This window comes from Pseudomonas sp. FG1 (genome assembly GCF_034313875.1).
Classification (GTDB): domain Bacteria; phylum Pseudomonadota; class Gammaproteobacteria; order Pseudomonadales; family Pseudomonadaceae; genus Aquipseudomonas; species Aquipseudomonas veronii.
Window position 1 is genome coordinate 208,052 of the sequence record NZ_JAVIWP010000001.1, and the last position, 18,075, is coordinate 226,126.

The following is an 18,075-nucleotide window of genomic DNA, read 5'->3' on the forward strand; positions in this document are numbered from 1 at the left end:
CTTTTTTGTTTAGATGAAATCGATTTGCTTGAGGTAGTCACAGCCTTTTTGCAGCAGCGCACTGCTCTTGGCCGGGTAGTCTTCCCCCATGCTCTGGATGCCTGAGAGCGCATTGCGGTACTCGATCATCGAGATATCACCAATGTCTTCTTCAAACCCATTAAGGTAAAAGCCGACCACGCCGAACAGTGCGTTATTACTGTCGATGGCCGACAGGCGCTGTTGCCATTGCGTCACCGGGACCATCTGGAAGTCGTGACCGGCAGCGCGAAACGCCTCCACATAGTGAGTCCATGATAGGGGCTGCGGGTTGTGCAGGTTGAACACCGCTTTGGAACGGTTATGGCGGCTGGCATGAAAGGCAATGAACCGGGCGAGGAAATCCACCGGCATCAGGTCGAAATTAAGCGCCAGTTCGGGCACTTCCTTAAGCTGCAAGGAGCCTTTGAGCATCAACATCAAGCGGTTCTGGTGCGGCTGACACACCCCGGTTCGCGTATTGAATGCAATGTTTCCCGGCCGGTAGAGGTTGACCCAGACGCCCGACTCGCTGGCATTCCACAAAATGCGCTCAGCCACCCACTTGGAAAGGTTGTAACCATTGCGAATGTAGATCGGCGGCGTGAACGCCGGTGGCTCTTCCAACACCCGCCCCTGTTCATCCACTGTGCTTGAAGCTGACAGGGTGGAGATGAAGTTGAAAATCTTCTTGCTGCGCCCTTCACACAGTTGCAGGCATTCGAGCACAGGCGTGACGTTGTCCTTGACCAGCGACTCGTAGTCGAGCACGTGGTTGACGTTGGCCGCGTTATAGATCAACACGCCATATTCACGGTCCAGCCATTCATAGTCCTGCTCGGATAACCCCAGGCGTGGCTTGCTGATATCCGCCGCCAATACCTTTACGCGGCTCAGGTCCAGATGCTCGAGACGGTTCTGGATCAGCGCCTGCTCGAAGCGCTGCTGGGCGCTCATCCCCGCCGACTCGCGAACCAGGCAAGCCACTTCGGTACTGCCCAGTTCCAGCAGTGCCTCGACAATATGCACGCCGAGAAAACCATTGGAGCCGGTCACGATGACCTTGTGTATGTTGCCCAGCCGACTGATCGGCAACACGTCCAGTTCAGGCCGAATCATCGCGTCCTGCAGCGCTTGAGGGCTGACCGTAGCGGTGGCATCGACGTGCTGGTCGATCAGGTTGGCAAGGTTGATCAGGGTGGGCTGTTCGATAAAACGGTTGATCGAGACCCCCTTGCTAAACGTTTCGCGAATGCCCATGAGCATCTGCGACAAAAGGATCGAATGCCCCCCCAGATTAAAGAAACTGTCATCCACGGAGATGTCCTCCGCGGGTAGGTCCAACAGCCTGGACCACAGCTCCAGCAACTGCTGCTGGGTGATGTTCTGGGGTGCCAGGTGCGGCCCTTGGGTCTTGTAGTTGACTGGTAAGTCTCTCAAGGCTTTGCGGTCGATCTTGCCATTGGCCGTGGCCGGCAAACGCTCCAGCAGGCAGTAGGCGCTGGGGCGCATGTAGTCGGGTAAATGCTTGAGCGCATAAGCCTGCAACTTTTCGCTGGCCACTTGGCCTTCGGCATTTTGGGGCTGAGAGAAAAAGGCCAGGATGCGCCGCTGGTTATCGATGACCACCGCCAGTTGACGGAACAGTTGGCTCGATTGCAGCAGGTGCTCGATTTCTTCCGGCTCGACCCGGAACCCGCGAATCTTCACCTGGTTATCCAGGCGCCCGATGATCTGGATGCCTTCGCGGGTCCAACGCGCCAGATCGCCGGTACGGTACAGGCGCACCCGTTGACCGTCGGGCAACTCATGCAGGCGGTAACGTTCGGCAGTCATTTCCAACGCACCGAGGTAGCCAGCACCTACGCCGGGCCCGGCGATGTGAATCTCACCGCTGTCCGCTTCGCCTACCGGTTGACCGTGTTCATCCAGCAGGTAAACCGAGGTATTGGCAATCGGCACGCCCAGGTTGCGATTGTTGTCTGCGGGCTGGAAGGTGCGGCAGGTGGCGAGCACCGTGGTCTCGGTGGGACCGTAAATATTGTGCAGCGCACAATGGCCCACCAGTTGCTCGATCACCTGGGGCTCGCACACATCACCGCCCGTCACCAGGTGCTGGATGCCGTACAGCGATTCGAGCTGAATAATGCTGAGCAAGGCCGGCGGCAAGAACGCATGGGTAACCTGTTCTTGCTGGATCAACTCGGCAAGCGCCACCGGGTCGCGGCGCTGGTCTTCGGTGGGCACGATCAACTCGCCGCCCTGGATAAGCGTGGGGAAGATATCCAGCAACGACGCATCGAAGTTGATGGTGGAAAACTGTAAGGCTCGACTGTGATGGCTCAGTTCCACATAGAGGGCATACCACGCACAGAAGTGGCTCAGGTTATCGACCGTCAGCAACACGCCCTTGGGTTGCCCGGTGGTACCCGAGGTGTAAATCGCCACGCAAGGCGCCGAGCCGCTAAGCGCTACTCGCAGCAGGCGCTGATCCGGGGCCAGGGCGACCCGGCTGTAACCCTGGGCGCCGTGGTGGAAGAAATCCAGGTGGCTGATGTCCAGGGTGGCCAGGCCCGGCAGTGGGTCGTCTGCCTGGGTGTCCTGAATCAGCAAGCAGGCGCCGGAATGCTTGAGGATCGCCGTGCGGCGCTCGACAGGATGGTTCGGGTCCAGGGGCAAGTACACCGCGCCACATCCGAGCACCGCCAGGATCGCCGCGTAGAGCGCCGTGCCTTTAGGCAACGAGATAGCGACCACCGTCACCCCGCCGGTGGAGATTTCAAGCAAAGGCTGCAAGCGCTCTTGAATCGCCACGCTATAGGCATGCAATTGCGCGTAGGACATGCCACGCCCCTGCACTTTCAGGGCGTTGCGCTCGGCATTGATCAGCAGGCTATCGGCCAGGCGTTGTATAAAGGGGCGCTTGGCGTCCTCCAGGATCCCGGTGTTGACAGTTGCATTGTGGTGATGGCACCACACCAGGCTGTCGATCAGCGTCAGGCTCGACAACCGGTCGAGCGCCCGTACCGGCTCACGGGGCACCTCAAGATAGTCGGCGCTACGTGAGAAACGCCCAATGTGCATACTGGCCATCTCCACCACCTGCGCAACCGCTTCGTGCGCCAGGTCGGCGCCGTTGCCAGCGGCATCGGCGCACACCTCGAGGCGCCCCAGCAACATCCAGTCGCCGTCACCAGGACGCCATAGGCAGTCCACCCGCACGGGCGCAAAGACATCGCTGGCATTATCGGAGTGCGCCCGCAAAGACAGGCGCTGACACGACGGATAATGGGGCAGTTGCGCCATGCTGGCGTCATCTATCAGCAAGTCCGGCACCGGTAACCGGCAAAGATCAATGGCGTTATCACTGGTCAACAAGTGGGCGGTGTGGCCCATCTGCTCCAGCTCTTGCGTAAGGCAGGCAAGCGCATGGCTGCGCCCGCACAGAACGATATCAAGATGTCTCACTGAAGTTGTCCTCTAGCGCAGATAATCGGCGAGCGCTTCCTGCATGCAAGGAGCGTCGAGCAGGGCGCTGTGTTTGAAGAATCGGACGATGTTGCCTACCAGCGGGTGAGACGGCGTGATCGGAAAACTCATGCCTTCGACCTCCTGACGCAAGGCTGCCTTGACCCCGGGGCTTACCTGGAGTTGCTCGATCAGCGCGAAATCAAAGCCCTGCTGGATCTCGTTGGTCAGGTATTCACCCAGGAACACCGGCATGATCGAGGCCAGCACACGTTTGTCCTCCTCGCTCGCAGTGCTCCAGTAGATACGTGTCAACTTGGCCCAGAAGCCCGAATGTCGCCCCTCATCAGCCAGGTGGTCTGCCATCAGCCCCTTGACTGACGTCTTGACCGAGTCGTCGCGGGCAAAGGCCGCGACATCGTTGGTCAGGGTGTTTTCCGCGATGGCGACACAGATCAACTCGACAGCCGCCTTGAGGTGCTCGGGCGCCATGGCCAATGCCTTGGGAATCGAACGGCTGAGTTCGATTTCCGTTGGCAAGGCAATCGGTTCGATGCCGGTCAGCTCGATGGTCTGTTGCATGTAGTCCATCGCCACGAGCGCGTGATAGTCCTCATCGACCACCACGGTCATCGCGTCATATCGACAGGCGAATGGAAAACGTATAGCGAAGTTATCTTTCGCAATGCTCCTGGCAGTCTTGTCGACAATTTCGGTTTCAAAAATCACTACATCATTAATGAACTTGTACAAACTTTGAGCAAGCACAAAGTGCTGCAAGTGAGCGCATTCCCGTATAAATGTCGCGCCCATGACCAAGGGTTGGCGGCTGATCGGAAATATCAACTTTCCATCATCTTCCAGGCGCCGTCTCGGCCGCGTACGAATGGTCGCCCGCTCCTCCCACGACTCGGAAAATGACTGGTATTCTTCAGCTCTCATGAATCGTTCCCTTTGTTCATGACGATCAGTAGTAATGCACTTCAAACAACAGGCATCCGTCCTTTGAATTAAACGGTCCGTGCTCGGTGTGCGCCGCCCTGAAAAAGTAACTACCGTCGCGATAGGTCTTCTCGGGACGATCCTTACTTGCCAACTCGGTCTGGTCGCCCTCAATCAAATACACTTCTTCGTGATAATCATGGGTGTAGATTTCACGCGTGCCGCCCCCAGGATGGAAACGTACCAACCGCGTACGAACACCGGTTTTCGTCACAGGGTCCAGTGTGTCCTTGAATACCGTCAGGGTAATGTCACGCTCCGACGTCACCTCAAACCACTGGGCCTGTTCAGCCTCGATGACTTCGAAGCTCATGCTACGCACTCACTGACAGTTTCGCGCATGGACAAACGCAAGTTGTCCCACAAGGCCAAACGGCTTCGCACTGCAGCAATCGCGGACACGTAGACTTCGTCCTGACGCTGGGCATCGCCATTGACCAGTCGCGCCAACAGGCTTTCCGCCGCTGGGCCGTGGTCTTCCGAGTCGACTTCGATGTGACGTTGCAGGTAGTAGCGAAAGGTGGGGGCGTCGTCGGCGGTGATGTCCCAATCATCAAGGATTCGCTGGAACATCTCGGGGATGACGCTTTCACGGCCATGCAGGAAGGCGGCGGCAACACTGTGGGTGGAGGCGTTGATAGCGGTTTCGATGGTGTCGGTGACGAAGGCAGAGGCTGCCAGGCCAGCGCCGCAACGCGTGAGAGCCGTTTGCAGGTCGACGCCGTCGCGCATCAGTTTGACAAAATGTTCGATCTTGTCAGTGCTGGCGCCCACTTCCCGCATAGCGTGCAGGTAAAGTTCGAAGTGGCTGTAATGCCCGCCTTGCAGATTCTGGTCAGACTCCTCGCCTAGGATGATCTCATTGATAAGGTGCGCTGCCGCCGGGTCCAACGGCGGCAGCCAAGGCAGGCGAGTACAGGTCAGGTCCTGTTGCAGGCGCTTGGCCAGAGACATGAAATCCCACACCGCGAATACATGGGTTTCCATAAAGGCACGCAGCACCGGCAAGGAATTGATTTCAGCAAAGATCTGATGGTTGCCCAGTTCTAATTTCTTTGCGCTCAATAGCGACTTTTTATCTTCCATGTTGCGCTCCTTATCAGGCGTTAGTCAGGTCTGGCCACGCGAGACTTACCTGGCTATCTTTTTCCAGGCATAAGCAGGCCTATCTCGCCATTGCCGGCCAGCACTTAAGCCTTATTCAAGTTAGTTATAGTCTCATGCTTCGTTAGCGCGAACTCTAAACCGCCAAAGCAAGACAAAACTTAGAGGAAGTTCATGACTCTCGGCAAGTGTTTTTTTGAAAATTAATACAATTTATTTCGGAGCTATAAATACGCAAACAACAGAAGCCCGACCGAAGTTAATAACATCAACTTCGTCAGGCAATAGTTGGCCGACACCCCTTTTCCGGAGTGCAAACCACCTATATGTCATTGCTAAGTTAGCAATCAATCAATCTATGAAGAGGCCATGCGCCTTTTTACCATTCAAGTTCCCTCTTGCTCATTGACAAAGACCCGCTCATTGCTGGCGGACAGAATTTGGTCAACTCTTTACGTGTTGCCGTAATGCGAGCGCCGCCACACCGCACAAGATCAAGGCAATACAGGACACATAGAACGCATCGCTGTAGGCCATCAGATACGCCTCGCGACGCACGGTGTGGATCAGACCCTCGATGAGCTGCTGCTGGGCAGGCAGCAATTGGTTGAATATGAAATCTTCGCTGTCTGCCATGCTGTCGCGCAGCCGCTCCTGCAGCGACGGGGAAAACAGCGTGATCGACTCTCCCACCCGCTCTGAGTGAAAGCGCTCGCGCATCGCGACGATTTGCGTCAGCCCTGCGGTACCCACGGCCCCGCCAAGGTTGCGCAGCATGGAAAACAAAGCGGATGCGGAACCGGCTTCATCTTTGGCCAGCCCGGAAACCGCCAGAACAGAAAGCGCCACCATGATCAACGGCTGTCCGATCCCCCGTACCACGGTGGAAGGAATGATTACGTTGGCGGCGCTATCGACGTCCAGGTGCGCGCCGAGGTAGCAACCCAGGGCCATGATGAAAAAGCCGCTGGCGACCATCAGTTTCGGGTTGAGCCACTTCATTAGGCGCGGCATGAACGGTGCCAGTACCAATTGCACCATACCGTAGGCAATCAGACTGATGCCGATTTCCCGGGCGTTGTACCCCTGCAGTTGGGAAAGGTAATTGGGCACCAGGAACACCAGGCCGAAGGTAGCCCCGCCGAAAATGAACATCGCCGCACTGGCCACTCCGAAGTTGTAGCTCTTGAGCAGGCGCAGGTTGATGAAGGAGCGGCTGCCGTACAACTGCGACAGCACGAAGTACACCAGAGCGAGCCCGGCGATCAGCGACATCCACACAATGAAATCGGAGCCGAACCAGTCCTTGCGCCCACCTTCCTCCAGCACGATCTGCAAGCCTCCCAGGCCGACGATCATGGCGAGGATGCCGCCCCAGTCACCGCGTTTGAGCAGGCTCAACTGCATGGGCTTGGCATCGATGGACCATGCCACCGCCAGCAACAAGAGAATGCCCGGCGCCAGTTGCAGGTAAAAAATCCAGCGCCACGAATAAGCATCGGTCAACCAGCCACCAATGGATGGCCCGGCGGCCTGGGCAACGCTGTTGGACAAGGCGAACAAGGCCATGCCCATCGCGATCTTGCTGGGCGGGAGCTCGGTGATGATCAACTGGAATGACAAGGGGATCAGCACCGCGCCGGCGGCCCCCTGGATCACTCGAATGATGATCATCACTTCCAGGTTGGGCGCCCAGGAGCAGGCAATGGACGCCACCAGGAATACAAACGATCCCACCAGCATCACTCGCCGCAGCGAGAACACCTGGACCAACCAGGCCGTCAGCGGAATCATCACGATTTCCGCAACCAGATAAGCCGTGGAAATCCACGAGCCCTCCTCGAAGGTCGCACCCAGGGAACCCTCGATTTCAGGCAGCGCGGCGCTGGTCACATGCACGTTCATACCGGCCATGAAACAACCGAACAGCCCGCCGATCACCGCCACCCAGGCGCGAAAGGAGACGGTTTTTTCAACGGTCTCAGTCATGCGTCATGCCCTGGGTGCCGGACCGGGTGTCAACGGTGGTGACCACCGACATGCCAGGCAAAATAGGCCCGCCCTCGTCATGCTCATCGATGACGATCTTCACTGGGAAGCGCTGCACGATCTTGGTGAAGTTGCCGGTGGCGTTATCCGACGGCAACAGCGCGAACACGGCCCCGGAACCTGGCGAAAAGCTCACCACATGCCCCTTGAGCTTGCGTCCCGAATAGCTGTCCACGCTGATATCCACCGGTTGACCGGCGCGCATGTCGCGCAACTGGGTTTCCTTGTAGTTGGCCACCACATAGGCCTGCTGCAGGGGCACCACCGCCAGCAACGGCAAGCCCGGCGCGACGTATTGGCGAGTACGCACTTTGCGCTGCCCCACGACCCCGTCGATGGGCGAGCGGATCAAGGTGTCTTCCAGCGCATGAGACGCAAGGCTCAACTGCGCCTCGGCCTGGCTGCGCCGGGCAATCTGTTGTTGGAGCGAGGCTTCGGCCAGCTGGCGCCGGGTAATGGCGACGGTCAACCTGGTTTCCTGTTGACGCTGCATGGCCTTGGCGATTTCCACTGCGGCGTTGGCCTGGGTATAGCTGGCAGCCGCCGTTTCCAGACGCTGGGCACTGGCGGCGTGTTCGCGCACCAGGCCCTGGTAGCGGCGCTGGTCAAGGCTCGCGCGGCGCAACTCGGCCGCCACGCTGCGGGTGTGGGCCTCAGCCTGGTTTACCCCGGCCTTTTGCTGAGCGATCAGGCTGTCGGTCACTTGCAGGTTGGCCTGTTGGGCCGCGACCGAGGCCTGGGTTTCCGCCAATTGCGCACGCGCCTGCGCCAGCCGCGCCTGGTAATCGCGGTCCTCGATGCGCACCAGCACATCCCCGGCCTTGACGGGCTGGTCATCCTCCACCAGCACCTGGGCCACATACCCGGAGACTTTTGGGCTGATGGGAATCCAGTCGGCACGCACATAGGCATCATCGGTCTGTTCCAGGTAACGTCCAACCGTCATCCAATACACCCCGAACGCCACCGCCGCGATCGACAGCACAACGCCTCCCAGCAGGATAAGGTTGCGTTTGCGGCGTTGCTTGCGCGCATGCATGAGCTGCTCGACCACCTTCTCCTGCTCGTCCTGGACAGCGATTTTTTCATCGACAGCGATATTCATGGCTGGGTACCGGAAAAATTGACGGAAGTGCGGCTGAGGGCAGCGGTTGCGGGGGCAGAAGACTGCCAACCGCCGCCAAGCGCGCGAAACAGGCTGATCTGGCGCTGCAATAGCTGGCCATCGGCATCGGCGAGCGTGGCCTGCAGGCGGATGAGCTCACGCTCGCTGTCCAGCACGTCGAGAAAGTCGATAGACCCGGCGTCGTAATTGAACTGGGCCAACTTGTAGGCTTGACGACTGCTGTCCAGGGCCTGGCTCAACGCGGCGTGGCGCCGGCGTTCGCCGTCGTATAGCGCGAGAGCCTGGCGTACCTCCTTGAGGGCCTTGAGTACACTGGCCTCGAATTGCGCCACTTCCACCCGCTCCAACGCCCTGGCCTGGTTGACCCGCGCGCGATTGGCACGCCAGTTGGGGAATTGCCAGGTAATCAGCGGGCCGACGCCAAACATCACCGCGCTACTGTCTCCCAGCTCATGGGGTTTGTTGGCGGATGAGGACACTGAAGCGCCAAAGGTCACCTTCGGATACAGGTCGGCCTGGACGATATCCACTTGCAGCGTGGCCGCTTGTAGCGCTCGCTCGGCCTGACGGATATCGGGGCGGCGCGCCAGTAATTGCCAGCCATCGCCCACCGGCAGCTCGGCATTAAGTTGCGGCACGACCTCACAGGTCGCCGCGCTAGTGCCTTGTTCCAGGTCGGCCACGCCGGTCAGCATCGCCAGCTCGTACAGGGCAGCTTGCCGGCGTGCTTCCAACATCGGCAGCAGTGCCAGGGTTTCACCCTGCAACGCCTGCATACGGGTGTATTCGAGATCCGTCACCACGCCGGCCTGGCGCTGCCGATCGGTCAATGCCAGGCTGTGCCCGACCACTTCCAGCGAATGGCGCTGCACCTTGGCGCGTGCCCCCAGGGCGCAGGCATTGACATAGGCGCGGGTGGTTTGCGCCACCACCGTGATGCGCAATAAGTCTTCGGCGTCCTGCGCCGCGGCCGCCTGGACCTGAGCTCGCTCGATACTGCGCTGGACCTGGCCCCAGACATCCACTTGATAAGCCAGCTCGAAGCCTGGGTTGAACGCCCACTGGGACGGCGCATGGCTATCGGTGGCTTTGGCCAGGGTCTGATCATCGGCTGTCTTGCCGTACTCGGCGCCCAGTGACGCCTGGGTCGACGGCCAGCGCTCGGCATCGGCCTGCATGATCCCGGCCAACATCGCCTGCACATGGGACTGGGCTGCGGCCAAGTCGCGGTTATGCATCAATGCCTGCTGCACCAGCGCGTCAAGTTTCGGATCGTTATACAACTGCCACCAATGGTCGGGTAACGCTTGGGCCGAAACCCCCTGCGGCAGGTGACTTAGGGCATTAATGCGTTCCGGGTGTGGCTGCGCGGGTGTGCGGGCAACCCAGGAGGAACAACCCGCCAGCAAGACGACCGCCACAGTCAGGAGCGAAAGACGACCATGCCGTGCATATAAAAAAGGCGAACCCATCGAAAAAACCCAGAATGCCAAGTAGAAGCGCAGGTTAAGAGAGCACCGGGCCGCACATCTCCCGAGTTCCAGACAACCATCGTTTCGATTTGGACAATGTGCCTGTAGACCGCCTTATCGCAGGCGTCCACGGGTCGGGCACGCGCAAAGACATGGCCCTGCCTGGAGGCGGGGCCATGTACGCTTGGGGGTCGCGCGCTCGCCGGGGCGTATCAGACCAGGCGGCAGTTGCTCGGGGTGTAGCCCATTGTGCGCTTGAACATTGCAGTAAACGCACTTGGGCTCTGGTAGCCGTGCTCCAATGCCACTTCCAGGATCGATACGCCGCAGGCCAGCCGTTGCATGCTGAGTAGCAGCCGAGTGCGCTTGCGCCACTCCCCGTAACTCATGCCCAACTCTTTCTGGAACAGCCGCGCCAGGGTGCGCGAACTCATATTGAGTTGCACCGCCCAACTCTCCAGTTTCGACTCCTGTGACGGGTTGTCGATAAAGTCGGCACACAGCGACTTAAGCCTTGGCTCATCAGGGATCGGCACATGCGCCGGCACCCTCTGCGCAATGTCGAGTTCAGAGAAAATCAGATCGACAATCTGCACATGGCGCAACAGGGCGGGTTCAGTGTCATGTTCATCGGCCGCGGCGATGATCAACTCCCGCAGCAACGGCGAAACCTTGAGAACGTGGCACTCCTCCGTCAACGCCCGGTGTGCGCCCGGCGAGATCAACAGGGTGCGCATGCGCACCTCGCCGGTCATGCGGATTTGGTGCTCCGCCCCCGAAGGGACCCAGAGCGCATGCCCGGAAGGCACCACCCAAGTGGTCCCAACGACCGATACCAGCATCACACCGTTAATGGCATAAACCAGTTGACCTTCTTCATGCCGATGCGAAGCCACTATGTCGCCATGGCCATAGTTACCGGCGAGCGCCGCCAATGCGGTGTGCGCCATCATATCAGGAAGGCACCGCGATGCTCGCCACGCTGAGCAGGCCCAGGCGCGATGCGCGGTTGACGGCACTGGTCACCGCGTTGAGGGAAGCCAGCAAGCTGCTACCGTCGCGGGCGGCACCGAACAGCAACTGGTTGCCCACGCGAATTTCCACATAGGCCAGTGCTTCAGCCTGGGCCCCGTCGCAGGTGGCATGCTCGTGGTAATCAGCGATATCGAAGTGAATGCCGCGCTGGGCAAAGGCATCGACAAGCGCCGCCAGTGGGCCGTTGCCCTCGCCATTCAGGTCGATGTGCTGCGCACCGTGTTCAAGCGCGGCTTCCAGATAGGTCACATCCCCCTCGCTGACCAGTTTTGGCATCCGCAACGCGTAAGGCTTGCCCTGTTCCAGGTAATGCCGGGTAAAGCAGGCGAGGATCATTTCCCCACTGATTTCTTGGCCGGAGCCATCCGCTTCCTGTTGGACCAGGCTGCTGAATTCCATCTGCAAGCGACGCGGCATCACGATGCCATGCTGCTCCAGCAAATACGCCACGCCACCTTTGCCCGACTGACTGTTGACGCGGATCACCGCTTCATAGCTGCGGCCCATATCGGCGGGATCGATTGGCAGGTACGGTACTTCCCATATTCCGTTCGGGTTGGCTTGGCGTGCCGCAAAGCCTTTCTTGATCGCGTCCTGGTGCGAACCGGAGAAAGCCGTGAACACCAACTCACCGGCGTATGGGTGGCGAGGATGGGTCGGCAACTGATTGCAGAACTCCACCTCACGCTGGACATGAATGATGTCCGAGAAATCCAGCCGAGGATCAATGCCACTGGTGTAGAGGTTCATCGCCAGCGTCAGGATATCCACATTACCGGTTCGCTCACCGTTGCCGAACAACGTGCCCTCGACACGCTCAGCGCCTGCCAGGCATGCCTGCTCCGCCGTAGCAACGCCGGTGCCACGATCGTTATGGGGATGGACGCTGATGACCACGCTGTCACGGCGGCTGAAATGCCGACAGAACCATTCAATCTGGTCGGCAAACACATTTGCGGTGGAGACTTCCACCGTTGTCGGCAGGTTCAGGATCATTTTGTTGGACGGGGTCGGCCCGAACGCGTCCGTCACTGCCTCACAGACCTCCAGCGCAAACTCCAGCTCGGTGAAGCAAAAGGTTTCCGGGGAATACTGGAATGTCCATTGCGTACCGGGATTGTTGTCCATGTGGCGCTTGATCTCGCGCGTCGCTTGGGTGGCAATCTCGATACAGCCGGCACGATCCACACCAAAGACAACATCGCGAAACACCGGAGCGGTGGCGTTGTATACATGCACAATCGCCCGTGGAGCCCCCTTCAGCGCCTCGAAGGTGCGCTCGATCAGATGACTGCGCGCCTGCGTCATCACTTGAATCGTGACATCGTCAGGAATCGAGCCGCTGTCGATCAGCTCACGCACATAGTCAAAATCGGTCTGGGAAGCGGCGGGAAAACCCACCTCAATTTCCTTAAAGCCCACCTTGACCAGCAAATCAAAAAAACGGCGTTTGCGCTCGGCATTCATCGGTTCAATCAAGGCTTGGTTACCGTCGCGCATATCAACGCTGCACCAAGTGGGAGCTAGCGCCTGCACGTTGCCGGGCCATTGGCGGTCGGGCAGGTCCACGGTATTAAAATGGCGATATTTGCTGGACGGATCCTTGAGCATCATGACGGTTTCTCCTTTTTTCGACAGTTACGACAGTGGGCAGCCGACGCGGCCGTTCACCCTCGCTCGCTAGAACAAACACTAAACGAAACAGACGAAAACCAATTGCTAATCCTCCCAAAAAAACCATAAAAACAAGCATAAAAGGTCATTAATTATAATTTTGTTGGCGATTTACATCGCCAAGTAAAAATTAACTGCAACCCAAGCACACCAACAAACACCCGCCAAAAAGGGTCGACCACCCCTCTCTCACCTCTGGTAAGAACGCTCGCTCGGGCGCCGAAGGCGTTCCAACGCCGTGCTAACGACCCGCTTCAGCGCTACTTGACAGAGCTGAATTGTAAAATTATATATTGGATCCAGGATCCACAAACAAGCCTGTCAGCGAGACAAAATTGAAAGCCACCGTAGACCTTAAAGCAGCTTTTCCTGAGATAGATGCTCAATCTCCGTTATCACGAAACTTGGTGGAAAAGACATTGAGGGATGGGATTTTGAACGGAACCCTTGCAGGCGGAACGGCCTTGCGACAGGAAGAGCTAGCGAGCTTGTTCGGTGTCAGCAGAATGCCAGTCCGAGAAGCGTTGTTGAAACTTGAAGCCCAGGGATTAGTACGCAACACCCCCAACAAGGGAGCCGTCGTGTTGCAGATGAACGTCAGCGATGCGGTGGAGACATACTGCCTGCGCCTGCTACTCGAGCCAGAGGCGCTGCGTCAGTCAATTCCAAACCTGCGTGACGAAGATTTCGCGAAAGCCCGCGAATACGTCGCCGCTATGGAAAACGAAACCGATCTGGCCAACCTTGGGCGCCTCAACGGGTTGTTTCATATGTCGCTCTATGGACGTTCGACGAACCGGAAGCTGCTCAACCTGATCAACGTTGAGTTGCAAGAAGAAGAGCGCTTTTTGCGCTTCCATCTGGCGGCCATGGGACTGGAAGAAATGGCCCAGGATGACCACAAAAAATTGATATCGCTTGCCGAGGTCAGAGCCCCCGAAGAGGCGGCTGCTGTTTTACGCCAGCACCTGCAAAAGGCTTGCGACACATTCAAAAATTATCTGGAAAAACAGATGACCCGTTAGAACACGATCCACAAACCCGCGAGGTGTCAAATGGAAGAACAGGTACGTTCCACTGAACTGGATTTTAGTCTCAGCCAAAGTGAATTGGAGAAGTTCCACCGCGACGGTTACATAGGGCCTTTCGACCTTTATCAAAAGGACGAAATGGAGCGTAGCTTACAAGCCCTGCGCCCCAAACTGCTCAACACCAAGAAAGCGATCTACAGCCAGGACAAGGCGGTATCCGGGATAACCAATCTGTCCAACTATGACCGTCACCTGGATGTCGACTTCCTCGCAGCGCACATTACTCGTCCGGAAATCGTCGATCGGGTGTCGAGCATCCTTGGCCGTGACACGCTTTGCTGGCGCTCCGAGTTCTTCCCCAAATACCCCGGCGACGAAGGCACCGACTGGCACCAAGCCGACAATTTCTCTAACGTTGCCGGCTCCAAGCATCCTCAAATAGTCTGGCCAGAAGACGCGCAGTTCGGCGGCACCATCACGGTCTGGGCCGCATTCACCGAGGCCACCATTGAAAATGGTTGCCTGCAGTTCATTCCCGGTACTCACCGGACCATGAACTACGACGAATCGAAGACCATGGATTACCAATCCGACGCCATCAATAAAATGGAAAAAGACGGCGTCCGTCGGGGCTTCTTCGGTTATGACTATCGACAACTGCAGAAAGACCCGAACTGGAAGCCCGACGAGTCCCAGGCCAAATCCATGGTCATGCGCCAAGGCCAGTTCATCATTTTCTGGTCGACCCTTATGCATGCCTCGCACCCGCACAACGGCCTGACCGACCAGATGCGCCTGGGCTTCGCCGCCCGTTATCTGCCGACCTCAGTGCAAGTCTATCCGTACTCGAACACTCTCGAGGAATTCGGCGGCCAGGCCAGCCTGGACAAGTTCGGTTGCGTATTGGTGTCCGGGGATAATCGTTTCCCTCACAACCGTTTTGTCGATCGCACCTGCAACGGCTTCCAATTCCCTCGGCGCTGAGCCAGATAAAGAAGGAGAACAGAGCATGAGCAACGTAGGAGAAATCGGCAAAATCGAGTTCTGGCTGATTAATACCTGCCGCGAATTGGGGCTAGGTGTGGAAAATGCCAGCAGCGACTTCTTCGCCGCAGGAGGCACGTCACTCAGCGCCATCCGTCTGATTGCGAAGGCTGAGGAGCATTTTGGCGAGGACAGTTTGCCCCCCGAGGATCTCTTCGCACAGAGCCTTGTAAGTGACATTGCTACCTGCATTCAACGTAACGCAAAACACTTTAACGCCCTGACGGAGATCTGAGGATATGTCCGGGCAAGCATACGATGAGCGCTGGCTTCTGGTGCCCCGCCCCCGGATTCGTCCGCGCTTGCGTCTGATCTGCTTCCCTTATGCGGGAGGTAACCCCGATCTATTTCGCAGTTGGGTGAATGATTTGGACGCAGACGTGGAACTGCTCGCCGTACGCCTGCCCGGCCGAGGTTCCAGAATCAAGGAAACGCCGTATGAGGAATGGTCGCCACTGATCGAGGACTGCCTCGAGGTGCTGGCACCCTATCTTAATGCACCCCATGCGCTCTATGGGCACAGCTTCGGCGGACGCCTGGCCTACGAACTGGCTCAGAAAATCCGCTATCGCCATCCCGGCCAGACCCACCGTTTGTTCGTCAGCGGCTGCCGCAGCCCGGCCAGCCGACAAGCGCAGCCTTATCTGCATCAACTCTGCGCCGAGGATTTCCATCAAGCCCTACACACCATGGGCGGGACGCCGCTGGCGGTACTACAGAGCGAGATTCTGATGCGCCTTATGCTCCCAGCACTGCGCAGCGACATGCGGCTCTCGGAAATTTGGGAGGACTGGCATGAGCAACCGTTGGAGATTCCCATACACGCCTATTTCGGCCGCCACGACCCGATCGACCGACAAGCCAGCATGGCAGGTTGGTCCATGCATACCTCGAAAGAATTTGAGCTGATCGAGATCGATGGCGATCACTTTTTCCTCGACAGCCATCGCCATCAACTGCTGCACAGCTTGACCACTCGAATGAGGAATCAGCATGCAAACGCTTGAGCTAACCCCTTCAGCCTTGGCGCTGCACAAACAAGTCAACCAAACCCACGTACCTTATCCGGACCACCTTTCGGTCGGCGAGTTGTTCTCCCGCACCGTAGCGCGCCACCCGAACGCCATTGCCATATGGCATCAGGATCATGAGTGTAGCTATCAACAGTTGAACATCCACGCCAACCACTTGGCGTGGTACCTGCTCGCCAAGGGCGTGCAACCTGGCGATGTAATAGCCGTCAGCCTACCGCGCAGCACCGAACTGATCGTGGCGCTCCTGGCGATCCTGAAGGCTGGAGCGAGCTACCTGCCCATCGATGCGGGTTGGCCGGAGCAACGTATTCATGAAGTGCTAGGCCAAGCATGCTGCGACTACCTGATGGGAAGCGAAAACACCAGACACGACACCCGCTTTTCCCGCTACCACGTGTTGGCACCCAGTGCTGTTGCAGAAGCGATTGAGGATCGAGGCGACCCGCCGCTCACAATCGAAGCCGACGCCATCGCCTACATCAACTTTACCTCCGGCTCCACAGGCAAGCCCAAAGGCGTGCCTGTCCCACACCGGGGCATTACCCGCCTGGTATACAACGCCCGCTACGCCTGCCTGGACGAGCACAGCAGGTTGCTGCAAATGGCGCCTGCGACCTTCGACGCGGCCACCTTCGAAATCTGGGGTGCCCTGCTGCTCGGCGGCACCTGTGTGCTTTACCCGGACGTGTACATTCGCGCTTCGCGGCTACAGCACATCCTGCAGACGCAAAAGATCAGCGTGCTGTTTCTGACCACAGCCCTATTCAATACCCTGATCGACGAAATGCCACAGGCGTTGGACAGTGTCGGTACCGTCCTCACCGGCGGAGAAGCACACTCTCTGCGGCATATGGCCAAAGCTCTGGAGCGATACGGGCCGGGACGGATCGTCAGCGTCTATGGCCCGACAGAGAGTACAACGTTCGCGACGTACTATCCGCTCTGCGAACTGCGCGACGAGGATACCGCCCTCCCCATCGGCTTCCCGATCCAGAACACCCGCGTCTACCTGATTAACCAGGATCGCCTCTGCGAACAGGGTCAAAGCGGCGAGGTTTGTCTCGCCGGACCCGGCCTTTCCCCAGGCTACCTCGGACTGCCAGACGTCAACCGCGAGCGCTTCTTTGAATGCCTGATCGGCGAACGCCAGGAACGGCTCTATCGTACCGGGGACCGAGGCTACTTCCGCGGAGACGGTGCGATAGTGTTTCAAGGACGTATCGATGACCAGGTGAAGATCAACGGCTTTCGAATCGAACTGGGGGAAATTGCCTACCATCTCAACCGCCATCCGCAGGTGCGACAAAGCGTCATTACCGTTACTGAATCACCGCAGGGCGAGAAGTCGCTGGTCGCCTTCGTGATCGCCGTCGACCCCTCATGTTGCCCGGAGCAACTGCGTCTTAGCCTGGCTACGCAGCTGCCGGCCTACATGGTTCCACGCCACATCCAACTCTGCGAAATCCTACCGCTGTCCGCCACCGGCAAGATCGATCATCGGCGACTGCTATCTACGCTTCATCCATTGGGAGAACCCGCTTATGACAATCAGTAAACGCGCTCAGCAATTCCAGGACACCCTTCACGAGCGCGGCCTCGACCTGACCGTTCAGGAGTTGCCGGACTCGACCCGCACTGCCGACGATGCCGCCCAAGCGCTGGGATGCGAAAAGGCCCAAATCGTCAAGTCGCTGATTTTTCGCACCCGCGACAATATCCCGGTGCTGGTACTGGCAAGCGGGCCGAACCGAGTGAACGAAAAGACCATTTCGCGGCTGGTCGGCGACAAGATTTTCAAGGCAGATGCTGACTTCGTCAAAGAGGTGACCGGCTTCACCATCGGTGGCGTTCCGCCTCTCGGACATAAGCAAGAGCTGAAGCTGTTCGTTGATGAAGACCTGCTGACGTTCGACGAAATTTGGGCAGCAGCCGGTACCCCTAACGCCGTATTCAGAATTTCTGGCTGTCTGACAGACATCATCTCGGCACACCAAGTGATCTCGGTGAAATAAAAGCGA

General features: G+C 58.2%; 15 protein-coding genes. 6 read left to right on the forward strand and 9 right to left on the reverse strand.

From position 1 onward, the window contains the following. Positions 1 to 9: 9 nt before the first annotated feature. From RGV59_RS00975 to leuA, 9 genes are all read right to left on the reverse strand, one after another. Positions 10 to 3,486 carry an amino acid adenylation domain-containing protein gene (locus tag RGV59_RS00975; RefSeq protein ID WP_322246821.1) on the reverse strand — a complete coding sequence of 1,159 codons (3,477 nt, stop codon included), beginning with the start codon at positions 3,484 to 3,486 and terminating at the stop codon, positions 10 to 12. Between the two features lie 12 nt (positions 3,487 to 3,498). Continuing rightward, complete coding sequence (locus tag RGV59_RS00980) at positions 3,499 to 4,428, reverse strand: diiron oxygenase (RefSeq protein WP_154974272.1); 930 nt, start codon at positions 4,426 to 4,428, stop codon at positions 3,499 to 3,501. Positions 4,429 to 4,453: 25 nt separating this feature from the next. Beyond that, complete coding sequence (locus RGV59_RS00985) at positions 4,454 to 4,801, reverse strand: DUF4437 domain-containing protein (RefSeq protein ID WP_322246822.1); 348 nt, start codon at positions 4,799 to 4,801, stop codon at positions 4,454 to 4,456. Next, on the reverse strand, positions 4,798 to 5,574 hold the full coding sequence (locus tag RGV59_RS00990) for a DUF3050 domain-containing protein (protein WP_154974216.1): 777 nt from the start codon (positions 5,572 to 5,574) through the stop codon (positions 4,798 to 4,800). The genes RGV59_RS00985 and RGV59_RS00990 overlap by 4 nt, the downstream gene beginning before the upstream one ends. A 462-nt stretch (positions 5,575 to 6,036) precedes the next feature. Beyond that, the gene (locus tag RGV59_RS00995) at positions 6,037 to 7,581 is read right to left on the reverse strand and encodes an MDR family MFS transporter (RefSeq protein WP_154974218.1); all 1,545 of its coding nucleotides are present in this window, start codon (positions 7,579 to 7,581) and stop codon (positions 6,037 to 6,039) included. Next, entirely contained in the window at positions 7,574 to 8,746 is a 1,173-nt protein-coding gene (locus RGV59_RS01000) for an HlyD family secretion protein (protein ID WP_322246823.1), read from the reverse strand. Before RGV59_RS01000 ends, RGV59_RS00995 begins: the two co-directional genes overlap by 8 nt. Then, on the reverse strand, positions 8,743 to 10,239 hold the full coding sequence (locus tag RGV59_RS01005; protein ID WP_184746353.1) for a TolC family protein: 1,497 nt from the start codon (positions 10,237 to 10,239) through the stop codon (positions 8,743 to 8,745). The genes RGV59_RS01000 and RGV59_RS01005 overlap by 4 nt, the downstream gene beginning before the upstream one ends. A gap of 212 nt (positions 10,240 to 10,451) precedes the next feature. After that, complete coding sequence (locus tag RGV59_RS01010) at positions 10,452 to 11,192, reverse strand: AraC family transcriptional regulator (RefSeq protein WP_145336603.1); 741 nt, start codon at positions 11,190 to 11,192, stop codon at positions 10,452 to 10,454. Between the two features lies 1 nt (position 11,193). Beyond that, positions 11,194 to 12,888 carry a 2-isopropylmalate synthase gene (leuA, locus tag RGV59_RS01015; protein ID WP_154974225.1) on the reverse strand — a complete coding sequence of 565 codons (1,695 nt, stop codon included), beginning with the start codon at positions 12,886 to 12,888 and terminating at the stop codon, positions 11,194 to 11,196. A 395-nt stretch (positions 12,889 to 13,283) separates the two neighbouring features. Between leuA and RGV59_RS01020 the strand changes: the two genes are divergently transcribed. Genes RGV59_RS01020 through RGV59_RS01045 form a run of 6 tightly spaced genes read left to right on the forward strand, consistent with a single transcriptional unit; the run spans position 13,284 to position 18,069 of the window. Continuing rightward, positions 13,284 to 13,973, forward strand: a complete 690-nt coding sequence (locus tag RGV59_RS01020) for a GntR family transcriptional regulator (RefSeq protein ID WP_322246824.1) — start codon at positions 13,284 to 13,286, stop codon at positions 13,971 to 13,973. A 30-nt stretch (positions 13,974 to 14,003) separates the two neighbouring features. Beyond that, positions 14,004 to 14,963 (forward strand): chlorinating enzyme, encoded by a 960-nt coding sequence (locus RGV59_RS01025; RefSeq protein ID WP_057711101.1) that lies wholly within the window; start codon positions 14,004 to 14,006, stop codon positions 14,961 to 14,963. 25 nt (positions 14,964 to 14,988) lie between these two features. Further along, positions 14,989 to 15,258, forward strand: coding sequence for a phosphopantetheine-binding protein (locus RGV59_RS01030; protein ID WP_057711100.1), 270 nt, complete (start codon positions 14,989 to 14,991; stop codon positions 15,256 to 15,258). Positions 15,259 to 15,262: 4 nt separating this feature from the next. After that, positions 15,263 to 16,030: a thioesterase II family protein gene (locus RGV59_RS01035; protein ID WP_154974231.1), complete on the forward strand. Its 768-nt coding sequence runs from the start codon at positions 15,263 to 15,265 to the stop codon at positions 16,028 to 16,030. Further along, complete coding sequence (locus tag RGV59_RS01040; protein WP_322246825.1) at positions 16,017 to 17,612, forward strand: amino acid adenylation domain-containing protein; 1,596 nt, start codon at positions 16,017 to 16,019, stop codon at positions 17,610 to 17,612. Before RGV59_RS01035 ends, RGV59_RS01040 begins: the two co-directional genes overlap by 14 nt. After that, a complete protein-coding gene (locus RGV59_RS01045) occupies positions 17,599 to 18,069 on the forward strand; it encodes a YbaK/EbsC family protein (protein WP_322246826.1) in 471 nt (156 codons plus the stop codon). The genes RGV59_RS01040 and RGV59_RS01045 overlap by 14 nt, the downstream gene beginning before the upstream one ends. The last annotated feature ends 6 nt before the right edge of the window (positions 18,070 to 18,075 follow it).